Annotated in this window: 20 protein-coding genes; 11 read left to right on the top strand and 9 right to left on the bottom strand. The window is 70.1% G+C overall.

The window, feature by feature from the left end; genetic code table 11:
• Positions 1–85: 85 nt before the first annotated feature.
• Both ACFVYE_RS45590 and ACFVYE_RS45585 read right to left on the bottom strand, forming a co-directional pair.
• Complete coding sequence (locus tag ACFVYE_RS45590; protein WP_389609442.1) at positions 86–799, bottom strand: RDD family protein; 714 nt, start codon at positions 797–799, stop codon at positions 86–88.
• Positions 800–933: 134 nt separating this feature from the next.
• A complete protein-coding gene (locus ACFVYE_RS45585) occupies positions 934–2,493 on the bottom strand; it encodes an RDD family protein (protein WP_389609440.1) in 1,560 nt (519 codons plus the stop codon).
• Between the two features lie 212 nt (positions 2,494–2,705).
• Here ACFVYE_RS45585 and ACFVYE_RS45580 point away from each other — a divergent pair, with 212 nt between their 5' ends.
• Positions 2,706–3,182: an SsgA family sporulation/cell division regulator gene (locus tag ACFVYE_RS45580; protein ID WP_383978674.1), complete on the top strand. Its 477-nt coding sequence runs from the start codon at positions 2,706–2,708 to the stop codon at positions 3,180–3,182.
• Positions 3,183–3,205: 23 nt separating this feature from the next.
• On the opposite strand, the gene ACFVYE_RS45575 is transcribed toward ACFVYE_RS45580, so the two are convergent.
• On the bottom strand, positions 3,206–4,573 hold the full coding sequence (locus tag ACFVYE_RS45575) for an FAD-binding oxidoreductase (protein ID WP_383978671.1): 1,368 nt from the start codon (positions 4,571–4,573) through the stop codon (positions 3,206–3,208).
• A 97-nt stretch (positions 4,574–4,670) separates the two neighbouring features.
• Between ACFVYE_RS45575 and ACFVYE_RS45570 the strand changes: the two genes are divergently transcribed.
• Positions 4,671–6,287, top strand: a complete 1,617-nt coding sequence (locus ACFVYE_RS45570) for a tetratricopeptide repeat protein (RefSeq protein WP_389609437.1) — start codon at positions 4,671–4,673, stop codon at positions 6,285–6,287.
• 102 nt (positions 6,288–6,389) lie between these two features.
• Here ACFVYE_RS45570 and ACFVYE_RS45565 read toward each other — a convergent pair whose 3' ends face one another.
• Both ACFVYE_RS45565 and hppD read right to left on the bottom strand, forming a co-directional pair.
• The gene (locus tag ACFVYE_RS45565) at positions 6,390–7,577 is read right to left on the bottom strand and encodes a hypothetical protein (protein ID WP_383975115.1); all 1,188 of its coding nucleotides are present in this window, start codon (positions 7,575–7,577) and stop codon (positions 6,390–6,392) included.
• 248 nt (positions 7,578–7,825) lie between these two features.
• Positions 7,826–8,971 (bottom strand): 4-hydroxyphenylpyruvate dioxygenase, encoded by a 1,146-nt coding sequence (gene hppD / locus ACFVYE_RS45560; RefSeq protein ID WP_383975113.1) that lies wholly within the window; start codon positions 8,969–8,971, stop codon positions 7,826–7,828.
• Positions 8,972–9,105: 134 nt separating this feature from the next.
• Here hppD and ACFVYE_RS45555 point away from each other — a divergent pair, with 134 nt between their 5' ends.
• The 8 genes from ACFVYE_RS45555 (at position 9,106) to ACFVYE_RS45520 (ending at position 15,724) form a co-directional block, all read left to right on the top strand.
• Positions 9,106–9,579 carry an Lrp/AsnC family transcriptional regulator gene (locus tag ACFVYE_RS45555; protein ID WP_383975109.1) on the top strand — a complete coding sequence of 158 codons (474 nt, stop codon included), beginning with the start codon at positions 9,106–9,108 and terminating at the stop codon, positions 9,577–9,579.
• A gap of 15 nt (positions 9,580–9,594) precedes the next feature.
• A complete protein-coding gene (locus tag ACFVYE_RS45550) occupies positions 9,595–10,242 on the top strand; it encodes an ABC transporter permease (protein ID WP_383975106.1) in 648 nt (215 codons plus the stop codon).
• Between the two features lie 94 nt (positions 10,243–10,336).
• Positions 10,337–11,536 (top strand): ABC transporter ATP-binding protein, encoded by a 1,200-nt coding sequence (locus tag ACFVYE_RS45545; RefSeq protein WP_383975120.1) that lies wholly within the window; start codon positions 10,337–10,339, stop codon positions 11,534–11,536.
• A gap of 101 nt (positions 11,537–11,637) precedes the next feature.
• A complete protein-coding gene (locus ACFVYE_RS45540) occupies positions 11,638–12,432 on the top strand; it encodes an ABC transporter permease (RefSeq protein WP_383975117.1) in 795 nt (264 codons plus the stop codon).
• A 1-nt stretch (position 12,433) separates the two neighbouring features.
• The gene (locus ACFVYE_RS45535; protein ID WP_389609434.1) at positions 12,434–13,414 is read left to right on the top strand and encodes a glycine betaine ABC transporter substrate-binding protein; all 981 of its coding nucleotides are present in this window, start codon (positions 12,434–12,436) and stop codon (positions 13,412–13,414) included.
• Positions 13,415–13,511: 97 nt separating this feature from the next.
• Positions 13,512–14,120, top strand: coding sequence for a helix-turn-helix domain-containing protein (locus ACFVYE_RS45530; protein ID WP_389609432.1), 609 nt, complete (start codon positions 13,512–13,514; stop codon positions 14,118–14,120).
• A 45-nt stretch (positions 14,121–14,165) separates the two neighbouring features.
• The gene (locus tag ACFVYE_RS45525; RefSeq protein WP_389609430.1) at positions 14,166–14,363 is read left to right on the top strand and encodes a hypothetical protein; all 198 of its coding nucleotides are present in this window, start codon (positions 14,166–14,168) and stop codon (positions 14,361–14,363) included.
• Entirely contained in the window at positions 14,360–15,724 is a 1,365-nt protein-coding gene (locus ACFVYE_RS45520) for an MFS transporter (protein ID WP_383975094.1), read from the top strand. The genes ACFVYE_RS45525 and ACFVYE_RS45520 overlap by 4 nt, the downstream gene beginning before the upstream one ends.
• On the opposite strand, the gene ACFVYE_RS45515 is transcribed toward ACFVYE_RS45520, so the two are convergent.
• The 4 genes from ACFVYE_RS45515 to ACFVYE_RS45500 all read right to left on the bottom strand — a co-directional run bounded on the left by ACFVYE_RS45515 (position 15,654) and on the right by ACFVYE_RS45500 (position 21,349).
• Complete coding sequence (locus ACFVYE_RS45515) at positions 15,654–16,448, bottom strand: PDZ domain-containing protein (protein WP_389609428.1); 795 nt, start codon at positions 16,446–16,448, stop codon at positions 15,654–15,656. The genes ACFVYE_RS45520 and ACFVYE_RS45515 overlap by 71 nt on opposite strands.
• Positions 16,449–16,588: 140 nt before the next feature.
• A complete protein-coding gene (locus ACFVYE_RS45510; protein WP_389609426.1) occupies positions 16,589–17,230 on the bottom strand; it encodes an IclR family transcriptional regulator in 642 nt (213 codons plus the stop codon).
• Positions 17,231–17,567: 337 nt separating this feature from the next.
• Positions 17,568–19,538 (bottom strand): hypothetical protein, encoded by a 1,971-nt coding sequence (locus ACFVYE_RS45505; RefSeq protein WP_389609424.1) that lies wholly within the window; start codon positions 19,536–19,538, stop codon positions 17,568–17,570.
• Between the two features lie 173 nt (positions 19,539–19,711).
• Positions 19,712–21,349 carry a hypothetical protein gene (locus ACFVYE_RS45500; protein WP_389609422.1) on the bottom strand — a complete coding sequence of 546 codons (1,638 nt, stop codon included), beginning with the start codon at positions 21,347–21,349 and terminating at the stop codon, positions 19,712–19,714.
• A 287-nt stretch (positions 21,350–21,636) separates the two neighbouring features.
• Here ACFVYE_RS45500 and ACFVYE_RS45495 point away from each other — a divergent pair, with 287 nt between their 5' ends.
• A complete protein-coding gene (locus tag ACFVYE_RS45495) occupies positions 21,637–22,185 on the top strand; it encodes a hypothetical protein (protein WP_383975080.1) in 549 nt (182 codons plus the stop codon).
• The last annotated feature ends 168 nt before the right edge of the window (positions 22,186–22,353 follow it).

Here is a 22,353-nt window from a genome sequence, read left to right as displayed (position 1 = left end):
GTCTCCGTACAGACTCGAAAACCGAGTCTGTACGGAGACCGAGGCCGTATGGCGCAAGAAGGGCCCGGGGAGCGTCCGGCACCCCCTAGTCGGTCTGGACGACCACCGTCTTCGCCGCTTTGTCGTGGAGGCCCTGCCGGTAGGGCTTGTCCGTGAACATGAGCACGATGTTGATCAGCCACCACAGGCACGGGCAGCACAGCAGCGCCGGCAGCCACAGCACCACGGCCCGCAGGAACGACGCACTGGTGTCCGGCACCCGGCCGTCGTTGAGCATCGCGACCCGAAGCTTCAACAGCCGCTTGCCGATGGTCCGGCCGTCCTTGTGTGTGAAGTACGTGTCGTACCCGACGTAGATCACCAGACCGATCAGCGACCAGAGCAGTTGGTGCCCGCTGTACGTCTGGCTGAAGACATCGCTGACGTTGCTGTTGCCGCTGTTGTTGTCGTTCATCTCGACCGCGCCGCCCCACGGCAACGAGATCAGATACAGCGGGATCGAGATGATCAGGAAGTCGATCAGCCGGGCCAGAATCCGCTTGCCGGGCTCGCCGAGCGGCGGCATACCGGCCAGCGGGTCCACGCCCCCGTACGGGCCACCGCCGCCGTAGGGACCAGAATCGTACGGCGGCGGAGGAGGCGGCGGAGCGCTGTCGTAGGGCGAACCCGACGACGGACCCTGCGGCCCCTGCGGCTCCTGCGGCCCCTGCGGCTCCTGCGGCCCCTGCGGTTCCTGCGGCTTCTTGAGGAACGGGTCGTCCTCGGGCGGCTGACCGGACGTCGGCTGATCGTTGCTCATGGGGGCAGTGCACCCCGGCCCACGGGCGCCCGCAACGGCTCAGGTCCGTTCGGGGGGAACGCACCTCGCCCGAAGCCCTCTCCCCCGATGAGCCGTCAGCCGGAGGAGTGGGATCCGCGGGCTCTCACGCGGAATCAGCCCGCCACGAAGGTGTGCGCCACCTTGTCGTGCCAGCACTGGCGCCACGGCCGGTCGAACAGACACCAGAGCACATTGACCACTCCGACCACCAGGAGGCCCAGCACGCCGTAGACCAGCCAGCGGCGCAGCGCGGCGCCGAAGGACGGGGCCTCGTGGGACTCGATGTCCCGCACTTCGAGTCCGCAGAGCTTCTTGCCGAGCGTACGGCCCCACTTGGCGGTCGGCAGCGCCTCCAGCAGGACGCCGAGCACGAGGAACGCGCCGAGCACCCCACCGAACAGACCGGCCGTGGTGGAGTCCACCAGCCAGACGGTGACCGTCTCACCGGACAGCTTCGCCGCGCTGATCTTCTCGTCGATGTGGTCCATCGCCCGCGAGACGAGCGGGAAGCCGATCGCGCCGACGAGCGCCGCCAGCACCACCGTGTCGACGAGCCGGGCGGCGAACCTCCTGCCGAGTCCGGCGGGCCTGGCCGATGCCTGGGCCTGCGCGAGCTGCTGGAAGGGGTCGTCGACCGGGGGCTTCCAGGGCACGACGGGCTGGTCCGGCTGTCCACCGTGCGCGCCGACTTGCGGGTGAGGCTGCTGCCCCTGGAGCGGGAGGTGGGGTTGGTGTTGCTGGGGCTGCGGGCGGGCTGCCTGCTCGGGCTGGGCGAGTTGGTGGACCTGCTGCGCCCAGGAGGCGGCACCGCCGCCGGGGCCCGGGGTGAGAGGACTGTTGAGCTCGGCGGGGGCCGGGGCGGGGGCCTGCGTCGGGGCGGGGGCCTGGTTCCGGGCCGGCGCAGGGGGCTGTGCCGAGGCCTGTGCGGGGGGCTGCGCGCCGGTCCCGGGGGCGATCGCACGGATCGCCATCGTCCCGTCCGCGGGCATCTGTTCCGTCGTCCGGGGAGCAGCCGGGCGGCCGCCCCGGCCCACGGCGCGGATCGCGACCGTGTTCTCGGGGGCCTGGCTCCTGCCGTCACGCATGCCCGGCAGCGCACCGCCCGTCGGATCCGGGGAGGCCGGTCGGCGCGGATCTGCGGGAGCACGGTCGACGGGCTCCCTGACCGCGGGGGCCCGGTCGACGGGTTCCCGGACGGCGGGGGACCGGTCCGCAGACATACGCGGATCCCGGCCGGACTCCGGTCCCGGGCCGGACCCCGCCCCGGACTCCGGCCCCGACGGCGGCCGGCTCTGCTCGCCCTGTCCGCCGGGCTGCCCGGCGCCGCCCCAGGAGACCCGCCGGTCACGTTCGCCGCCGAAGCCGGTCTGCCGGGAGGCGTCGGCCTGCCAGGCGGTGGCCTGTTCGGGGCGGTTGTCCGCGTACGGCTCCTCGTCGAAAAAGACCGGACCGGTCTCGTCCACCGGCGCGGGCGCCGGGGCCGACGGCTGCGGTTCGGCCGCCGCTCCGGACGACGTCGCGGGCATCGGCTCGCCCTGCTGAGGGGCGGGCCGGCTTGTGCCGGGCACCCAGGAAGCGCCGTTCCAGTACCGGACATATCCGGGAATGGAAGGGTCGGGGTAGTACCCCTCGCGGGGGCTTTCGTCACCGGGTGCCGGGGTTGGGGCGCTCATCACCGTGGTCCCGTATCTCTTCGAGGCCTCAATACAACGGGTCCACATCTATCAGACGCCCGCGTACCCCTGGGCCAGTCCAGGGGTTTGAGCCACTTTCCGGTCACGCAGAAATTTTTTCCGGAAGTCGCGTAATAGATGGCGGGGAGGGCGCTCTCTCCCTGTGCGGACCGGTCGCGGGACCGGCCCACAGGTACCGAAAGGACGCACTCATGCACACCGTCGTGGAGCGCGAGCTGGAGCTCAAGCTGGTTCTGTCGCCCGAGCGCAGCATCCCCGTCCCTGCCCGGCTGACGTACCGCACGGAGGACCCGTACGCCGTGCACGTCGCCTTTCACATCGGCTCCGACTTCCCCGTCCACTGGACGTTCGCCCGCGATCTGCTGGTCGAGGGCGTGTTCCGGCCGTGCGGCCAGGGGGACGTGCGGATCTGGCCCACCAAGGTCGACCGGCGCAACGTCATCTTCGTGGCCCTGACTTCGCCCGACGGCGACGCCCTTCTGGAGGTGCCGTCCGCCGTGGTGGCCACCTGGGTGGAGCGGACTCTGCGGCTGGTTCCGCCGGGTACGGAGACCGAGCGGCTCGGCATCGACGAAGGTCTCGCCGAGCTGCTCGCGCCGCTGCCGGCCGACGATCTGTGGCTGAGCGACCCCTGGGCGTCGGACGAGTGGCAGGACGGCGACGCGTGAGCGGACGCGGTCCTGGCCGGCCGTCAGAACACCTTGCCCGGGTTGAGCAGCCCGAGCGGGTCGAATGCCTGCTTGATGCCCCGGTGCAGTTCGACGCTCACCTCGCCGAGCTCGCGCGCGAGCCATTCCTTCTTCAGAACACCGACACCGTGTTCACCGGTGATCGTGCCGCCGAGCTCCAGGCCGAGCGCCATGATCTCGTCGAAGGATTCCCGGGCCCGCCGGGACTCGTCGGCGTCGGTGTGGTCGAAGCAGACGACGGGGTGGGTGTTCCCGTCGCCCGCGTGCGCGCAGACGCCGATGGTGAGGTCGTACTTCTCGGCGACGGCGGCGGTGCCTTCGAGCATCGCGCCGAGCTTCGAGCGCGGTACGCAGACGTCGTCGATCATCGTGGCCGACTTGACCGTCTCCAGTGCGGTGAGCGACATCCGCCGGGCCTGGAGCAGCATTTCGGACTCGGCCGCGTCCTCCGCGGGGACCACCTCGGTGGCGCCCGCCGCGGTGCACAGCTCGGCGACGGCGGCCAGGTCGGCCGACGGGTCCGGGGTGTCGAAGGCGGCGAGCAGGAGCGCCTCGGTGGTGTCGGGGAGGCCCATGTTGGCCATCCTGTTGACGGCATGGACTGTTGTACGGTCCATCAGTTCGAGGAGTGACGGGGTGTGACCGCGCTCCATGATCCGGCAGATCGCGTCGCAGGCGGTGGCCGCGCTCGGGAATTCGGCGGCCAGGACCAGCTGCTGCGGCGGCTGGGGCTTCAGCGCAAGCACGGCCTTGACGACGATGCCGAGGCTGCCCTCCGAGCCGACGAAGAGCCGGGTGAGGTCGTACCCGGCGACGCCCTTCGCGGTACGGCGGCCGGTGGTGAGCAGCCGCCCGTCGGCGAGGACGACCTCCAGGCCGAGTACGTATTCGGCGGTGACCCCGTACTTCACGCAGCACAGACCGCCGGACGCGGTGCCGATGTTGCCGCCGATGGTGCACATCTCCCAGCTGGAGGGGTCCGGCGGATAGTAGAGACCGTGCTCGTTGACCGCCCGGGACAGCACCGCGTTGATGACGCCCGGTTCGACGACGGCGATCCGGTCGACGGGGCTGATCTCCAGGATCCGGTCCATCTTCACCAGGGACAGCACGATGCAGTCGTCGGAGGCGTTGGCCGCGCCCGACAGACCGGTACGGGCTCCCTGCGGGACGACGGGGACGCGCAGGGCCGTGGCCGTGCGCATGACGTGCTGGACCTCCTCGACCGTGCGCGGGAGCACGACGACGGCCGGCGTGCCCGCATCGCAGAAGCTCGCCATGTCGTGGGCGTAGGAGGCGGTGACGTCCGGATCGGTGATCAGGGCCTCGGCGGGCAGCCCCGCACGCAGTTGTTCGAGAAGACCGTTCATGATCCAAGCGTGGCACTCGGGCCCATTGGTGTGAACCCGTCTGCCGCAGCCTTCGCAAGACGCGGTGTGCTCTTCGTACTGACGCAGAGTGATCGGCATGGATGTCACGCCGCAGCAGCCTCCGAAGCCCCCCGATTCGACCGAACCTCCCCTCGAACCTCCCGAAACCGGCCCTGCACCGCCGGACCCGGCGTCGCCGGACCCGGCCCCGGCCGAACTGCCGCCCCTTTCGCTGCGTACGACGCTGCGCAGGGCGGCCATGGGTGCGGTGGCGGGTGCGGTACTGGTGACGGGTGCGGTGGTGGCCGTGCCGAAGGACGAGAAGAAGTCCGCGCCGCCGCCCGCGCCCGGTCCGGTTTCGCGGGCCCTGAAGGCCAGGGACATGGGCTCCCCCGCCTCGCTCTCCGATCTGACGGCGCTGATCGGGGACCGGCAGCAGTGGGTGGGCACGCATCCGTCCGACGCGCCGTCGTGGGCGTTGCTCGGTACGGCCTATGTGGAGTGGGGGCAGCGTTCCGCGGACGCGGCGTACTACAGCCGGGCCGAACAGGCGCTGAAGCGTTCGCTGGACGTCCAGCCGGGTGAGAACGGGAACACGGCGGCCTGGGTGGGGCTCGCGACGCTCGCCAATGCCCGGCACGACTTCGTCACGGCGAAGAAGTGGGGCGAGACGGTACGGGCACGGAAGCCGAAACAATGGAACGTGTATCCGGCCCTGATCGACGCGTACAACGGCCTCGGTGACTACACGTCCGCGAACACGGCGGTGGAGAAGTTCACGGCGCTGCACTCCGGCGCCCCGGCGCTCATCCGGACGGCGCAGAAGTACCGGGACCGCGGCCGGCGCGAGGAGGCGCAGGCCGACGCACAGGCCGCGGCGGACCGGGCCACCACACCGGCGCAGAAGGCGGAATGCCTGTATCTGCTGGGCGAACTGGACTGGGAGCGGGGTGAGCCCGACAAGGCGGTGGCGCAGTACAGCGCGGCGCTGCGGACCGACCGTGCTCATCCGTCGCTCGCGGGCCGGGCCAGGGCGCTGGTGGCGCTCGGCCGTACGGACGAGGCCGAGCGCGACTACAAGGCGGCGCTGGCCAACCTCCCCCGGCCCGAATACATGCTGGAGCTGGGCGAGTTGTACGAGTCGCTGGGCCGGGACGAAGATGCCCGGAGCCAGTACGCACAGCTCGGCGAGGCTCTCACTCGTGACGACGGCGAGGGCGTGGACAACGCACTGCTGCGCGGCCGTTTCGAGAGCGATCACGGGGACCCGGCCACGGCGGTGAAGCTGCTGAGGGCGGAGTGGGACCGGTCGCACCGCAGTGCGGCGGTGGCGGACGCGCTGGGCTGGGCACTGCACCGCTCCGGCGACTCGTCCTCCGCGCTGCAGTACGCGACGCAGGCGGTCGGCACGGATGGGCGGAACGCCTCGTACATGTCCCACCTGGGCGCGATCCAGCAGGCGTTGAAGGACTACGGTTCGGCGCGCCGCAATCTGGCGGAGGCCCTGCGCATCAATCCGCACTTCTCGCCGCTGGAAGGCCCGGCGGCGAGGAAGGCCCTGGACTCCCTGGGCGGTCCTCCGGCTGACGTCCCGCAGGGCATGGAGCCCGCCCGGGCACCCGGGCCGGCGGCGAAGCCGCGGCCCGCCGCACCGGCGCGGCAGCAGCAGGCACCCGCCAAGGCCCCGGCCTCGCATGTGCTGAGCAGCCGCTGACGGGTGCGGGCGGCTCTTCGCCCGGGTTCCGCGTCGGTCCGGTCGCCGGACAGCCCGCGATGTGCGGGCCGTCCGGCGATTTCCGTCGCTGCCCCGAACCGTCTATCGGCCCAGGGTGGCGTGGGCCTTGACCCCGGTCCTCTGGAGGGGGTCGTAGCCCTGGGCGAGCAGTTCGGCGGTGACGGTCAGGGAGTCCTTCGTGGCCTCCCGGCCCGGGCGGTCACGGTGGGTGATCGTGATCGGCGTGGTGTAGGTGCCGTTCGGCTTGAGGTCGACGATCGGGTTGGGGGCGACGACACCGATGACCGTGTGGTTCGGGCCGGCGGTGAGGGTCACGGACCGGCCGTTCGCGGTCACGGTGAGGTCCCCGGGGGAGAGTGAGCGTCCGTCGGCGATGACCAGGCGGGTGCCGACGGCGTGGTACTCGGGGCCGTCGGCCGGGTCGGTGAAGGTGACCGTGCCGGCCGCCGAGCCGTGGTCGCCGCCCGCCGAGCGGCATCCGCTGTGGTCGCAGTTGTCGCCCGGGCCGGTGTTCCGCAGAGTGACCCGGCCGGTGGCGAGCCCGCCGATGGCGAAGTCGTAGACGGTTCCGTTCACGGTCAGGTTGTCCACGTACGTATCGAGTGTGGCGTTCACGTCACCGAGCCGGCCGACGTTCGCGATGACCCCGCCCACCCCGTCACCGACGGCGTTGCAGGCGGCCGCGTAGTCGCTCAGCGGATGGTCGCTCTGCGCGGGGAACGTCGCCACCGCCTGGGAGGTGCGCCACGGGCTGGACGCGCTGGAGGCGAAGTGCTGCCAGCGGTCCTCCACCACGCCCGGGCGCCCCTGAGCATCGGTGTTGTTCTCCGGCCGGAAGCTGAGCGTCGTGAACACACCTCGGCAGACCATCGGGAGCTGGAGGTTCGGTCCGGTGCCGGTGGCCGAAGACGCGCTCTTCACGTAGGTGTCGTACGACAGCTCGGCGGCCGCGATCGTGCTCAGCGGGATCAGCTGAGGGAAGGCGTGCCCGGCCTGCGCCTGCTGGCCTCCGCCGATGGCCAGATGCAGGCTGCCGTTGAACCGGACGGGGTCCGCGAACGGCGAGACCTCCTGGATCCCGGGGGGCGTGGGGACATTGTTGGGCGGGTCCTGCAGCCGGATCCACGGCTTCCCCGGCCCGAGTTCGGTGGGCAGGACCTTCTGTACGGTGTTCGCTGCCGCCGCGCCGATGGCGGCGGGGGCGAGAAGTGCGAGGGATGCGCCCGTTGCCACGACTGCGGCGGAAACGGACGCGGTGAGACGGTTCATGCGTAGGGGCTCCCATTCGAAGCCTGCGGCGGTCGGCCGCAGGGTCCGCGACGACGCGTCGCGGCCCCATATCGGTCCCACCGCCGGCCTCTTCGCCCCCGAGCCCCCTCGTACCTCACTCGATCAGCATGGTCAAGGACCCGATCGGCCTGCGCGTCGTACGCCCGACAGCGTGCCCTCCGGGCACGGGCAACACATGAGACGGGGCCCCCGGTTCGCCGGAGGCCCCGCCTTCACGCCCTGAGAGCTCAGAGGTTGCCGCGCTTCTCCTGCTCGCGCTCGATCGCCTCGAACAGGGCCTTGAAGTTGCCCTTGCCGAAGCCCATCGAGCCATGGCGCTCGATCATCTCGAAGAAGACGGTCGGGCGGTCCTGGACCGGCTTGGTGAAGATCTGCAGCAGGTAGCCGTCCTCGTCGCGGTCGACGAGGATCTTCAGCTCGCGCAGGGTCTCCACGGGGACGCGGGTCTCGCCCGCCCACTCGCCGAGGGTGTCGTAGTACGAGTCGGGGGTGTCCAGGAACTGGACGCCGGCCGCCCGCATCGCGCGCACCGAGGCGACGATGTCGTTCGTGGCGAGCGCGATGTGCTGGACGCCCGCGCCGCCGTAGAACTCCAGGTACTCGTCGATCTGGGACTTCTTCTTGGCGATCGCCGGTTCGTTGATCGGGAACTTCACCTTCAGGGTGCCGTCGGCGACGACCTTCGACATGAGGGCGGAGTACTCGGTGGCGATGTCGTCGCCCACGAACTCCTTCATGTTGGTGAAGCCCATGACCTTGTTGTAGAAGCCGACCCACTCGTTCATCCGGCCGAGTTCCACATTGCCGACGCAGTGGTCGACGGCCTGGAACGTCCGCTTGGCCGGCGGCTCGACGATGGGGGCCGCGGCGATGTAGCCGGGCAGGTACGGGCCGTCGTAGCCGGTGCGCTCGACGAGGGTGTGGCGGGTCTTGCCGTACGTGGCGATGGCGGCCAGCACGACCGTGCCGTGCTCATCCTTGACCTCGTGCGGCTCGGCGAGGCCGAGGGCGCCGTGCTCGACCGCGTACGCATAGGCCGCGCGGGCGTCCGGGACCTCGATGGCCAGGTCGACGACGCCGTCTCCGTGCTCGGCGACATGGTCGGCGAGGAAGCGGCCGTGGTCGGTGGACGCCTTGATGACGGAGGTGAAGACGAAACGGGCGGAGCCATTGGTCAGGACGTAACTCGCTGTCTCACGGCTGCCGTTCTCCGGTCCGGAGTAGGCGACCAGCTTCATGCCGAAGGCCGTCGAGTAGTAGTGAGCGGCCTGCTTGGCATTGCCGACGGCGAAGACGACCGCGTCCATTCCCTTCACCGGGAAGGGGTCGGCCTGCCGGGCTGTGTCGGGGGTGGTGTGCAGAGTCTCAGTCATGCCCGAAGGCTCTCGCCGCTTTGCAAGGTGCGCAACAGTTCGCGACTCCGCTGGGCAATCTGTACAGCCGATGGGGATGATGGCCGGGCTATCTGTACATGATGACCACCACAGCGACCCCCCGGAGGCGCACCATGGCGATCGATCATCTGGACGGGCGGCTCATCGTACTTCTGGCCCGCGAGCCCCGTATCGGCGTCCTGGAGGCATCGCGCCGGCTCGGCGTGGCGCGCGGGACGGTGCAGGCACGCCTCGACCGGCTTCAGTCGAATGGAGTCATCCGCGGATTCGGCCCGACCGTCGATCCGGCGGCGCTCGGCTACCCCGTCACCGCGTTCGCGACGCTGGAGATCAAGCAGGGCCAAGGCACCGATGTGCGGGCCCACTTGGCCGGTGTCCCGGAAGTGCTGGAGCTGCACACCACCACCGGGCACGGCGACATGCTCTGCCGTCTCGTCGCGCGTTCCAACGCCGACCTTCAACGGGTGATCGACCGGGTTGTCGGTTTTGATGGCATCGTCCGGGCCTCCACGGCCATCGTCATGGAGAACCCGGTTCCGCTGCGCATCATCCCGCTCGTCGAGCAGGCCGCAGGGGACAACGACTGAGCCGAGGAGTGGCGTGTGAGCTTCTGGGAGTACCTGGGCAACCGGCATCAACAGCTGCTCACCGACGCGTATCAGCACGTCAGTGCCGTATTCCAGTGCATGGTCATCGCCACCGTGCTGGGTGTCCTGATCGGGGTCGTCACCTATCGCAGCGGATGGGCGGGGACACTGGCCATCACATCGACGGCGACGATCCTCACCATCCCCTCCCTCGCCGCGATCGGTCTGCTCATCCCGCTGGTCGGGCTCGGGGTCCCGCCCACGGTGATCACTCTGACGCTGTACGGGCTGCTGCCCATCGTCCGTAACTCGATCGTGGGGCTGCGCGGCGTCGATCCGTCGCTCGTGGACGCGGCGAAGGGCATCGGGATGTCGCGGCCGGCCCGGCTGTGCCGGGTGGAGCTGCCGCTCGCCTGGCCGCCGATCCTCACCGGCATCAGGGTCTCCACACAGATGCTGATGGGCATCGCCGCCATCGCCGCCTATGCGTCGGGCCCCGGCCTGGGCAATGAGATCTTCCGCGGCATCGCCTCGTTGGGCAGCGCCAACGCGATCAATCAGGTGCTCGCAGGCACGCTCGGCATCGTCATCCTCGCCCTGCTCTTCGACGCCGCGTACGTACTGCTCGGGCGGCTCACCATTTCCGGGGGGACCCGTGTCTGAGACCGCCGGCACCGGGAACGCCGGCTCCGACACCGCCGGCGGGAGCACGGCCGCCGACAGCGCCAGGACGACGAAGACCACTTCCGGCGCCACCATCCATCTGGACAACCTGACCAAGCGCTATCCGGGCAATCCGAGCCCGGCGGTGGACAACGTCACGATGGACATCAAGGCCGGCGAAACGGTGATCTTCGTCGGCCCGTCCGGCTGCGGGAAGTCCACCACCCTGAAGATGATCAACCGGCTGATCGAGCCGACGTCCGGGCGGATCAGGATCAACGACGAGGACGTCACCGACATCGACCCGGTGAAGCTGCGCCGCAAGATCGGTTACGCGATCCAGTCGTCCGGGCTCTTCCCGCACATGACGGTCGCCGAGAACATCGCCCTCGTACCGAGGATGGTCGGCTGGTCGAAGTCGAAGGTGAAGGACCGGGTCGAGGAGATGCTCGATCTGGTCGGCCTCGACCCCCGGGAGTTCCACGGGCGCTACCCGCGTGCGCTCTCCGGCGGACAGCAGCAGCGGGTGGGCGTGGCCCGGGCCCTGGCGGCCGATCCACCGGTGCTGCTGATGGACGAGCCGTTCGGCGCGGTCGACCCGATCACCCGCGACCACCTGCAGGACGAGCTGATCCGGCTCCAGCACGAGCTGCACAAGACGATCGTCTTCGTCACCCACGACTTCGACGAGGCGATCAAGCTGGGTGACCGGATCGCGGTACTGCGGGAGCGTTCGCACATCGCGCAGTTCGACACCCCGGAGGCGATCCTCACCAACCCGACGGACGACTTCGTCTCGGGTTTCGTCGGTGCCGGGGCCGCGCTGAAGCGGCTCAACCTCACCCGCGTACGGGATGTGGAGATGGTCCAGTTCCCGACGGTCACGGTCGACGACCCGCTCCAGTCGATCTTCAACAAGCTGCGCAGCGGCCCGCACAACGAGCTCCTGATGCTGGACCGCAGGAACCGCCCGTACAAGTGGCTGCGGCGCGGCGACCTGATGCGGGCGCGGGGTTCGCTGGCGCGTGCCGGGCAGCTGGTCCATGACACGGTGACGCGGGACGCGACGCTGCACGACGCCCTGGAGGCGGTGCTGACCGACAGCGGCGGACGGGCCGCGGTGACCGGGCGGCGCGGCGAGTTCATCGGGGTCGTCGACATGCACACCCTGATGAACTCCGTCCAGGAACTGCTGGAGGCCGACCGGCTCGCCGCCATCGAGCACCAGCACGACCTGGAGGAAATGCGCGCCCACCAGACCGAACAGGAGCTGGAGGGCGGTGCGGGCGCATGAATCCCAACTTCCCGCGGAATCCCGAATCGGCGCGGAATCCGCGCTCCCCCCGCACGGCGCCCGTGTCCGGCAAGGACCGCCCGCCCGGCGAACACGACGTCATGGGCCATGCTTTCCGCGACGAGGAGGAGGAGCCCCCACCGCCACCGGCGGGGCCGCGGCGCCGGATCACCTGGCGCAAGCTGGTACTGCTGCCGGCCGCGCTCGCGATCGTCATGGCCATCACCTATCTGTGGATCACCAACACCCACCTCGACTCGATCGCGAGGAATTCGCTCACCGGCGGCAATGTGCAGCTGCGCTGGTGGCAGCATGTGAGACTGACCGCGATCTCGACGTTCTGGGTTCTGATCATCGCCATCCCGCTGGGGATCGCACTGACCCGGCGCCGGCTGCGCAAGGGCGCCCCGGTGGTCACGGCCGTCGCCAACATCGGGCAGGCGACCCCCGCGATCGGTCTGCTGGCGCTCCTGGTCATCTGGCTGGGCATCGGCCCGTCGACGGCGATCATCGGCATGGTGATCTACGCGGTGCTGCCGGTGTTCTCCAACACGGTGGCCGGCCTCAAGGCGATCGAACCGAGCCTGGTCGAGGCCTCGCGCGGCATCGGCATGTCGGCGATGGGGACGCTCACCAAGGTCGAACTGCCGCTCGCCGTCCCGCTGATCCTGGCCGGTGTGCGGACGGCGCTGGTGCTCAACGTCGGTACGGCGACCCTGGCCACCTTCGTCGGTGGCGGCGGCCTCGGGGACCTGATCACCTCGGGCATCCAGACCCAGCGGATGCCGGTGCTGGTGCTCGGTTCCGTACTGACGGTGGTGCTGGCGCTGCTGGTGGACTGGCTGGCCTCACTGGTCGAGGTGGCGTTGACGCCGCGTGGACTGGAGGTGGGGTGAGATGGGCCCGCGGCAGGTGCGTGCCGGACTCGTGGGGGCGGTCGCCCTGGCGCTGACACTCTCCGGATGCGGTCTGAAGAGCGGCTCGCCGATGGTGGACGACGTGGTGCCGGGCTCCGTGGGTCGGGGGCAGCCGCTGCACGGTGCTTCGCTGACCGTCACCTCGAAGAACTTCAGCGAGAACATCATCCTCGGCCAGATGATCGGCCTGGTCTTCAAGGCCGCCGGCGCAGACGTCCTGGACCGGACGAACCTGCCCGGTTCGATCAGTGCGCGCGAGGCGATCGTCAAGGGCGACGCGGATGCGATGTACGAGTACACGGGCACCGGCTGGATCACCTATCTGGGCCATGCGAAGCCGATCGCCGACCCGTTGGCGCAGTGGAAGGCGGTCCGCGACGAGGACCGGAAGAACGGGGTGACCTGGCTGACGCCGTCCACCCTCAACAACACCTACGCGCTCGCCATCAGCAAGAAGAACAACGCGAAGTACCACTTGAGGACGCTCTCCGATGTCGCCGCGCTGGCGAGGAAGAACCCGTCGGCGGTGACGATCTGCGTGGAGAACGAGTTCGCCTCGCGCGACGACGGGCTGCCGGGCATGGAGAAGGCGTACGGGATGTCGCTCCCGGCCGCCAACATCAAGAAGATGGACGCCGGGATCATCTACACCCAGGTCTCGAAGTCCAACTCCTGTCTGCTGGGCGAGGTGTTCACCACGGACGGCCGGATCAAGGCCATGGACCTCGATGTGCTCGTGGACGACAAGCACTTCTTCCCCAACTACAACGCGGCGCCCGTCATCCACACCAAGACCTTCGAGAAGTACCCGCAGATCGCGGGGCTGCTCGACCCGGTCAGCAGGAAGCTGACGACGGAGGTCGCCCAGGTGCTCAACGCGAAGGTGGATGTCGACGGGCAGGACCCGCACGAGGTGGCGAAGGACTGGCTGATCCAGGAGGGGTTCATCAAGCAGGGATGAACCTCTGCGGCCATCGGCGGCGCTCCGGGGCAGAACGCAAAGAAGTGATTGCAAAGAACTCGTTGCAAAGATGGTTTTGCAACTCTACTGTTGAGCCATGCCCGAAACAGAGGACGGCGGCGACAGCCCCGTCGACGATCCGAAGATCCACACGGTCGATGCCCGCACCCTGCGCGGGCTCGCCCATCCCCTGCGACTGCGCCTGCTGAACGCGCTGCGGGAGTTCGGCCCCGCCACCGCCTCCGGTCTCGCGAACCGGCTCGGCGAGTCCAGCGGCGCCACCAGCTACCACCTCAGGCAACTGGCGACGTACGGCTTCGTCGAGGACGACCCGGAGCGCGGCAAGGGCCGCGAACGCTGGTGGCGGGCCGTCCACATGGGCACCATGTTCAACAGCGGCAGATTCATGAGCCACCCGGATCCCGAGGTGCGCGGCGCCATCGGCGTCGTACTCCACGAGATCGCCACCACGCACGCCCAGGAACTGAACACCTGGCTCGGCACGATGCACGAATGGCCCGAGGAGTGGCGGCGCGGCTGGGACGTCAGCGATTTCAAGGTGCGCCTCACCCCCGATCTCTCCTCGGAGCTGATCGGGAAGATCCACGACCTCATCGAGAGCTACCGGGACCGGGTCCCGGAAGACACCGAGGGATCGGCCACCGTCCGCAGCCATGTGCACTTCTTCCCGCGCCCTGCCGAATAACGAGCCCGGCAGGCAACGAGCCCCTCCGACCGAAAGGACACCGCCATGCACCCCGACACGCATCTGCTGCTGCACCACCAGCGCGCCGCCGAACTACGGCAGCGGGCAGCGGAGTTACACCTTGCGCCGACTGCGTCACGCACCGGGCTGCGCACCCGGCTGGGCTGGGTCCTCGTCGAGTTGGGACTGCGCATCCTGCCCCGCCACCCCGGCCGCACCTCCGTCGCATCCGGTACGGCATGAACGGCCGGGGGGACCGGAACCGCACCCCGCTCATCGCCGTACTGTCCGCCAACTCCATATCCACGGCCGGTAATTCACTCACCCTCATCGGCGTCCCGTGGTTCGTCCTGGAGACCACGGGCAGCGCGGGACGGGCCGGCGTCGTCGCCTTCTGCGCGACTCTGCCGATCGTCGTCTCCGCGCTGATCGGCGGACCCGTCATCGACCGGATCGGACGCCGCCGGGTCTCCGTCGCCTCCGACCTGGTGTGCGGCATCGCCGTAGCCGCCGTCCCGCTGCTGCACTACGCGGACGCCCTGGCGTTCTGGATGCTGTGCGCGCTGATGGCGCTCAGCGGACTCCTGCACACCCCGGGCAACACGGCCCGCTACGTCCTCGTACCGGATCTCGCCGAGCACGCCGGCACCACCCTCGCCCGCGCGGCCAGTCTCTTCGACGCCGTCTCGCGCGGCGCCCGGATGGTCGGGGCGGCGCTGGCCGGCGTACTGATCGCACTGGTCGGCGCGGAGACCGTACTGCTGCTGGATGCCGCGACGTTCGTGACGTCCGCGCTGCTGATCGCGGCCGGGGTACGCGGGGTACGCGCGGCCGAGCCCCGCAAGGCCGCGGCGCCCGTCTCGCTGCGGGCGTACCGCGCCGAACTGCGCGAGGGATACACCTACTTGCTGGGCAACCGGCTGCTGCTGGCCGTCGTGGTGATGGTCCTCTTCATGAACGGCACCGATCAGGGCTGGAACGCCGTCCTGCTGCCGGTGCACGCCTCCGCCGAACTGGGCGGAGCCAGGGACATCGGGCTGCTCACCGCGCTGTTCGGCGCGGGCGGGCTGACCGGGGCGCTGCTGTACGGGGCGTTCGGACACCGTTTCTCGCGGCGGGCCGTCTTCACGGTGTGCGTGGTGCTGTGCGGCGCGCCCAGGTATGCGGTCGCGGCGCTGACCGGGACCACGCTGCCGCTCGCCGTGACCATGGCGCTGAGCGGCATCGCGGGCGGGGTGCTGAACCCGATCCTGACGACGGTGGTCTACGGGAGCGTGCCCGACGAGTTGCGCAGCCGGGTCTCCGGGGTCCTCACGGCGGGCGGCGAACTGGCCATGCCGGTGGGCGGTCTCGCGGCCGGCCTGCTGGTGGAGAGCGCAGGCGCGAGAGGTGCGCTGCTGGCGATGGGCACCGTGTACCTGCTGGCGACGCTGAGCCCGTTGGTGTTCCCGGTGTGGCGCACGATGGACACGGCCGGTTCCGGGTCCGGGGGCACGGCGGCGGAGTCCTCGGCGCCGTCACCGGCCGCCGAGATCAGCAGCTCGGGACCTTGCGCCCCTGCTCCAGCGCCTGGAGCGAGGACACCGCGCTCTTCAGGGTCGTGACCGGGATCAGCCGGAGCCCCTTGGGGAGCTCGGCGCCCGCCTCCCGGCACTCGGCCTTCGGGACGAGGAAGACGGTCGCACCGTCGCGGTGCGCGGCCTGAGTCTTGAGCGACACCCCGCCGACCGCGCCGACCGCGCCGTTCGCCTGGATCGTTCCGGTGCCCGCGATGGTGCGGCCACCGGTGAGATCGCCGCCGGAGCCGTCGCCGTTGAGCTTGTCGACGATGCCGAGCGCGAAGAACAGGCCCGCGCTGGGGCCGCCGACATCGGCGAGGTGCAGGGTGACGTCGACCGAGTCCTTGGGCTTGCCGAGGTAGTTCAGGGCCGCGTCGACGGCGGAGTTCTGCGACTTCCTCATGTCTTCGAGGTTGTGCTTCTCGATCTCCTTCTCGGAGCTGCCGGTCGGGTAGACGGAGTCGCGGGGCAGAACCGCCCGGTCCGTACGGAACCAGCTGTCGATCACATCACCGATGCCGACATCGGCGGTTGGCCCGGTCGCGACGATCGTCGTCATCCGCAGCTCACCCTTGGTGGGGCGGGTGGGCGCGCCCTTGATACTGATCACGGGGGTGCCGTGATCCTCCCCGAGCACGTTCGCGGTCGTGCCGGGCTGCGCCAGCGTGAACGGCAGCGGCACGAAGGCGGCCACGCCGAACAGGGCGAGGACAGGCAGGGCGCACAGGGCGAGGGTGCGGGTGCGGGGGCGCGAGAGACGAGTGAGCACCCGCCCAATCTAACCGCCGGGGCGCTGGTACGGGCCGGGTGGTGGTGCGACCCGGCCCGCCCGGCTGCCCACGCTCCCGCGAGGGGCCGGGTCGTCCGGTCGGCCGCTTCGTCCTCGATCGCCGGACGGGCTCGAATTGCCTACCGGAGCGCGTCCGCCACCTCGCGGGCCGCGTCCACGACTCGGGGGCCGACGCGTTCGGGTACGGAGTCCGCGAGCATCACCACGCCCACGCTCCCCTCGACCCCCGTCACCCCCATCAGCGCGGCCGCCGCCCCGCTCGCCCCGGTTTCCAGTTCGCCGTGGGTGAGGGTGAAGGCGGTCTCACCCACCGGCTTCTGGCGGGCGGCGAGGATCGCCCGGCCCGCGGCACCCCGGTCCAGCGGGTGACGGAAGCCGGCCCGGTAGGCCACGTGGTAGTCGGTCCAGGTCGGCTCGACGACCGCGACCGCCAGCGCGTCGCTGCCGTCGACCAGCGTGAGATGGGCGGTGGCCCCGATGTCCTCGGCGAGGGACCGCAGCGCGGGCAGCGCGGCTTCCCGCACGAGCGGATGCACCTGGCGGCCCAGGCGCAGCACGCCGAGGCCCACCCTGGCCCGGCCGCCCAGATCGCGGCGTACCAGGGCGTGTTGTTCCAGGGTGGCAAGCAGACGGTAGACCACGGTTCGGTTGACGCCGAGTTTGTTGGACAACTCGGTGACGGTCAGGCCGTGGTCGGTGTCGGCAAGCAGTTTGAGGACCCGTAGTCCCCGGTCGAGCGTCTGGGAGGTCTCCGCGGTCACGACGCCCTCTCCTCTTTGGTGAGCGGCGGCGGCTGGTTCCCACGGGATGTGTGCCACCGGTCCCAGCGGCGACGCACGGAGAGGCCGCCGGCCTGGCCAAGGCAACCGGCTGCGCTCCGCGGCGGCGTTGCCACGGGGCGTGCATTTTTTTGGACAGTAGCGAGCCAGTCCGCTCAGCGGAAGACCTCGTCCAGAATCCGGGCGTCAGCGGAAGTGGAGTTGCGGTGAAGAAGCATAAGCGCCGGTCAGCGCGGCGTCGGCCGAAGCCTGGACGTCTACGCGCGTCCAGGTCGGCCGACGGCTCGGCGACGCTCCGCACACCGGACGTGAACGGGCGTTAACTCACCGTGAACGACTGTTGCACAATTTTTCCGTTCACGAGCACCTCGCAGGCTCTGATCGCCCTCGTCGCCGGGTCGCGGACGGTGAAGTTGAGGGCGAAGGTGCCGTCAAGTCCGATGACCCGGGTGACGTACGAGTCCGAGCTCTGCTTCCCGTCCGCGGTGCGGCCGGTCACCGAGACCGTGGCGACGGGGGCGAAGCCCCGGCCGGTCACCTGGACCACCGTGCCGACGGGCCCCTCGGACGGCGAGAGCGCGAAGGACGGTCCGGCGGGCACGGTTCCGTCCTGGACGGTGAACGCCGCCGTCTCGGTGCGCGGGTTGACGAGGACCTCCCGGACCCGGATCGCGACGGTGTCGGTGGCGTTGACCGTGAAGGTCTGCGAGAACGCCCCGTCCAGCCCGACCACCTTCGTCCTCACCGGGTCGGACGTCTGCGATCCGTCGGCCCGCAGCCCGACGACGGATACGGTGGCGACCTTCGCGAACCCCTGCCCGAGGACAGTGACGGCGGTGCCCTTCGGCCCGGCCGACGGGGTGAGGACGACAAAGGTCGGGGCGACGGTCAGCGGTGTGAGGGCCTGCGCTCCTCCTGCGGTGACCTGGAGCGCGTACACGGCGCGCGGGGTGGATCCGGCCACGGTGACCGTACCGGCGAGCGTTCCGTCGGCGTTGATCCGGAGGGTGGAGCCACTGATCCGGGCGCTGTCGCAGGCGCTGCCGTCGGCGGCGCAGAGCGCGGCGGCGGGCGTGGTCCCGGTCGGCCAGTCGCCGCCGGAGAGGGTGATCGTTCCGCCGGGTTTGACCTTCGCCGCGCCCGCCCGGAGCGTCGCGGAGGCGTCGGTCACGGCGAACGGGGTGGTCAGTACGGTCGCCGGGTCGTTGCCCTCGTCGACCTGGATCGCGGCTATGGCCGGGTCGGAAACGGTGAAGTCGGCACTGAACGTGCCATCGGGGGTGCTCTTCACATAGACGGCGGTGTCGTCGAGCGTCGCCCCGCTCGCGTCCAGGCCGACGGTGTTGATCCACCGGTCCTGCAGGTAGTTGCTGCCGGTGACCTCGATGACGCTGCCGAGCGGCGCACCGGCGCGGGAGAGCGCGATGGCCCGTGGCCCGCCGGGGAGATAGGCCTTGACGGTCAGGGGCGCGGTCGCCTCCTTCGTACCGTCGCCGACCTTCACCAGGTACGAGCCGTCGGCCACGGTGCCGGCGGCGGCGAGCATCGCGCTTCCGGTCAGCTCCCCCGAGCTGCTGATCGCGAGGGTGCTGGAGACAAACTTTCCGGTGTCGCAGCCACCGCCGTCCGCCGCGCACAGCGACGGTACGGGGGTGGCGCCGACGGTCCACAGGCTGCCCGTCAGGGCGACCGCGGTGGACGGCCGGACGGCGGTGGTGGGCGCGGTCAGGGTGGCGGGCAGGCCCGCGGTGCCCTCGGCGGTGACGGTGCCGATGGAGCCGCCGCCGCTGATCACGTCGCACGGGGTCTCGTAGGTGGAGCCGAGCACCTTCGTACGCGTCAGATTGCGTACCGGGGTGAAGGAGATCGGTCCGCTCGCATCGGCGGGGATGATGAAGTCCCCTTCGTACGGCGGGATCTCGATCGGCTTCCCGGACGGGATGTCGAGGTTGATCTGCGGTCCGGTGACGGTGACCGTACCGGCCGCGCCCCCCGACATGGCGAAGTCGATGCTGGGGGTGGTGGGCACATCGCTCAGGCTGAGTCCGCTGGTGGCGGGGGACGGGCCGAGGGTGACCTTCGCGTGGACCTTGCCGCCCGGGTCTACGACGGCCGGCGAGAGGTCGACGCTCATCTGCTGCGGCCCGGTGGCCTCACCCTGTCCGGCGGGCAGGGTGCAGTGGACGGTCGGGGTGACCGTGCCGGCGTGGGCGACGGGGGCGAGTGCGACGGTTCCACCGGTCCAGGCCAGCACGGCCCCGGCGGTGAGGGCGACGGTGCGGCGTAACACCGCACCCGGTCTTCCGGATCTTCTCGATCCTTCCGGTCTTCTCGATCTCGGCCGTACGAACATGCGGCTCCTCCATGACTACGGGAATTCTCCGAATTCGAAATGGCGACGCCCGCCTGGTCCGATGCGATACGGAGCAGGCGGGCGTCTCCGGGTCCTTCCCCTGACGGCCCTCAGAGAAGGGTGAGTGTCAGGGTGGCGCTGTAATCTCCGGGCCGGGTGAATCCGGGAACCGTCAGTGCGAGATCGGCATCGGCGTCGAACCGGCCGCCGGTGAACAGACGGGACCCGTCCGGATTCATCCGGCAGAGGCTCGCCGCCTCGCTCCCGAGCGTGGCGGGCGATCCGGCCACCGGCACGCCCGCACTCCCGTTCTGCGCCGTGCACTTGGGTGTCCAGCGGACGGCGCCCGCCGGGATGGTGCCCCCGTCGGCGCTGGTGAAGCCGGTGAGGGTGGCGGTCAGGGACCAGCCGCTGTTGACGCCGCGCGCGTCCTCCACCTCGACCCGGTTGAGCCGGGAGCGCTGCACACCGCTGCCGGTGCCCAGGACCGTCGTACCGAAGTCGACGGTGTCACCGTCCTGGACCATGGACAGCGTCCCGGCCCGGACCGAGGTGTTCAGCTTCTGGTCGGCGGTGCCGCCTCCTCCCCCGCCCGTGGAGACGGTGAACGGGGCGGTCCGTACGGTCGCCGGATCGTTGCCCTCGTCGGCCTGGACGGCGACGACGGCATCGGAGATCACGGTGAACTCCACGGCGAAGGTGCCGTCCGAGCCGCTCTTGACGTAGACCGCGCTGTCGTCGAGCCCGGTGCCCGTCGCGTCGAGGCCGATGACATTGATCCAGCGGTCCGGGTTGTAGTTCCTGCCGCTGACCGTGATCACACTGCCGACCGGTCCGCTGCTCCGCGAGAGCGAGATCTCGCGGTCGCCTGCCGCGACGGCCTTGACGGTGAGGGGAGCGGTGGCTTCCTTCGTACCGTCGTTGACCTTCACCTCGTACGCGCCGTCCGGCACCGCCCCGGCCTCCGCGAGGGTGGCCGCGCCGTGCAGCGTTCCGTAACTGTCGATGGTGAGGGTGTGGCCCTTGAACTTCAGCGGATCACAGCCGCCACCGCCCACCGCACAGAGCGAAGGCACAGGCGTGCCACTCGGCGTCCATCCCGAACCACCCAGCGTCACAGGGGTGTTGGGACGTACGGGATCGGCGGGGGCGGTCAGGGTGGCGGGCCCGGAACCAGTGCCCTCCACCGTGACGGTGCCGATGGAGCCGCCCCCGTCGACCACGTCGCAGGGGGTCTCGAAGACCGAGCCGAGCACCTTGGTCTGCGTCAGCGTGCGGACCGGGGCGAACGAGATGTCGCCCGAGGCGTCCGCCGGGACCAGGAAGTCACCCTCGTACGGCGGGAGTTCGATGGGCGTCCCGGCCGGGATGTCCATCGTGAACTCGGCGCCCCGCACAGTGACGGTTCCGGTGGCCCCGCCCGACATGGCGAGGTCGAGGCTGGGGATGGTCGGCACATCCTCCAGCGCGAGAGCACTGGTGGCGGGGGACGGGCCGAGCGTGACCTTCGCGTGCACCTTGCCGCCCGGGGCGACGACCGCGGGCGACAGCTCGACGGTCATCTGCTGCGGCCCGGTCGCCTCACCCTGACCGGCGGGCAGGGTGCAGTGGACGGTCGGGGTGACCGTACCGGCGGCCTGTTGTCCGGCCGGTGGCGCGGCCTGGGCGGTGGCCCCGACACAGCTCAGGGACAGTACGAAGCAGGCAGCGAGCAGACCGGTCACGCCGGGTCTTCGTCGTCGGATCACCAGACACCCCTCCATGGCCCATTGATTGCGCACATTGAGGAGGTCGCGTGCAGAGAAGTCAAGAGAGAATTAACTGATCCTTATTCGGAGAATGATCGCTATCTGAAATGCCCGAAAAGCATTTCTACAAGCACTTTCCACGCACCTGTTGACATCTCTTGACATCTCCGAAGATCACAGTTTCACTGCATCCGACATGCCGGGCCCGGCACGCAGATCCGCAAGAAGATCGCATTCAGCGATTTCTTCGAATCCGCGGAATTCAACCGGAAGGAGTCCCTCCCGTCATGTCGATCACTTCTGTACGGCCGTCGAACCGAAGACGCGTCCCGCTCGTGCTCGCCGCAGCCTGTTCCGCGGCCGCCGCGCTCGCCCTGGCGCCGTCGGCCCAGGCGGTGACCCCGCTCACCGCGACGGCCACATACAACTGCGGGGCCTGGGGCAGCGGTCTCGCCACCCTGACCGCCGCCGACTCGGGCACGTCCAAGACCATCAAGATCACGTCCACGGCGATCGCGATGCCGGCCGGCACCAGCGCCGATCCGAACAGCATCACGACGACGCTCAAGCTCACCAAGACCTCGGGCGGCGTCACCAGTCAGGTGCAGTTCTCCGGAAAGACCAACCCCGGTATGAGCGGCGGCAGCCCGATCACCCTGGGCCCACTGAAACTCACCTCCGGCACCCTGGCCGCGGGTGACCGCACCGATTCCGTGGTGCTGGCCGCTCCCCCGAGCGCCACCAACTGGTCACTGCAGATCGTGGCCTCGTCCCCGACGTCGGCCACGGTTCCGTGTGTGGCCACGGCCAACCAGTCGGCGGCATTCGTCTGGTAGCCGTACGTACGACATCCACTCACCCGGCAACGACGCCCGGCCCTCACCTGGCAACCGCACCCGGCAGCCGAGCCCGATCCGCACCTGAGCCGCGCCAACGACGCCGGCCCGGGGCGAGGACCACTGTCCCCGCCCCGGGCCGGCCCGCCGCACCGGGGCCTGTCGGGT

It is taken from the genome of Streptomyces sp. NPDC058239 (assembly GCF_042882185.1).
In the GTDB taxonomy this organism is placed as follows: Bacteria; Actinomycetota; Actinomycetes; order Streptomycetales; family Streptomycetaceae; genus Streptomyces.
Note: the sequence above shows the minus strand (reverse complement) of the source record. Positions and strands in the feature narration are given on the sequence as shown.